The 1185-nt window shown below is 44.6% G+C and carries 2 protein-coding genes; both read left to right on the forward strand.

All coding sequences use genetic code 11. The annotated features are described in order from the left end of the window. On the forward strand, window positions 1-172 hold a 172-nt coding region (locus O9290_RS22460), incomplete at its 5' end, for a photosystem II protein D2 (protein ID WP_271931852.1). Window positions 173-317: 145 nt separating this feature from the next. Then, window positions 318-845 (forward strand): DUF3011 domain-containing protein, encoded by a 528-nt coding sequence (locus O9290_RS22465; protein WP_288057245.1) that lies wholly within the window; start codon window positions 318-320, stop codon window positions 843-845. The last annotated feature ends 340 nt before the right edge of the window (window positions 846-1185 follow it).

The raw sequence follows: 1185 nt of genomic DNA on the forward strand, positions 1-1185 counted from the left end.
TGACTTCGTTTCTCAGGAATTGAGAGCGGCGGAAGACCCGGAATTTGAAACCTTCTACACTAAAAATATTCTGCTTAACGAAGGTCTGAGAGCTTGGATGGCTCCCCAAGACCAACCCCACGAAAACTTTATCTTCCCTGAAGAAGTATTACCTCGCGGTAACGCTCTCTAAGGATGGCAGGAAAATTTACCGAATAGGGGGAAGGGTGAAGTTAAATCACCCTTCTTTTTTGTTGATTAAGGCACTTCAAGCACTACTACTCATTTTCTGGATACCCCTGTAAGATAAACTAGAGAATTTCTTGGAGATTAAGACAATGTTTCGCCAAATTTTATTATCTAGTCTCGGTTTGTTGCTAATTTATCCCCTGGGGAGCGAGCCAGCAGCGGCCAGAACCATGAGAGTTAATTGTGAAAGTCAAAGCGGTCGCACTACTCGCTGTCCCGTCAATGCTCGATGGGCCCAGGTGAGATTAACCCGCACTCGCTCCGCTGCTCCCTGTGAGGGTAATTGGGATTTCCAAAACGGCAATATTGTGGTCAGAAATGGTTGTCGGGGCGAGTTTGAGGTACGCACCGACGACCATCACGGTAATGTTGGTGGCGGTTGGGAAGGTAATGTTTACGAAGAATTTCGCCTCCCCAATATCGGTCGTTTTGTCGTTGATCGCCGCAGTTATTATGATAGTGGCAGAATTAGAGAATTTGATGCGATCGTTAATGGCAGTCGCGAGCGTTGGTGGGCTAATTGTCGTGGTGGCGAACTTGGCAGCGGTAGTCGTCGCATCCGCTCATCCCGGGAAATCGATCGAGTAGTGGACTTTGTTTGTGAGGATCGGGGTTAAATATAGAAACCAAAACTCTATCTAAAACCTTGTAAAGTTACTTATTTATATAGCTAGATAGCTAAAATGAGTAACTTTTGCTGAAGATAGATTTTAAGAACGTTATCAGGTAAGCTAAGACGCACTTTAACCGCCTATCCTTGTATTACCTGAATCTCTCCCAATCTCTTGACTTGCCTCGAACAGTAGCTTGAGAAAACGGCTCTTCGGTTTGTGTTATGCAATGGACGGGGGTTATAAGGGATGGAACCCTTATAGAGAAAGGCATTTAGCGATTTTTGTCAATTGTTTTTGCTCTAGAGCGAACTAATCAATTAAGTCTCTTGCCAGATAAGGATTT

The sequence above is a fragment of the Microcystis sp. LE19-41.2A genome (assembly GCF_027530405.1).
Classification (GTDB): Bacteria; Cyanobacteriota; Cyanobacteriia; order Cyanobacteriales; family Microcystaceae; genus Microcystis; species Microcystis aeruginosa.

Bases quoted from the DNA above. Each gene is read 5' to 3' on its own strand.
- O9290_RS22465 (WP_288057245.1), top strand. From the start codon at position 318: ATGTTTCGCCAAATTTTATTATCTAGTCTCGGTTTGTTGCTAATTTAT.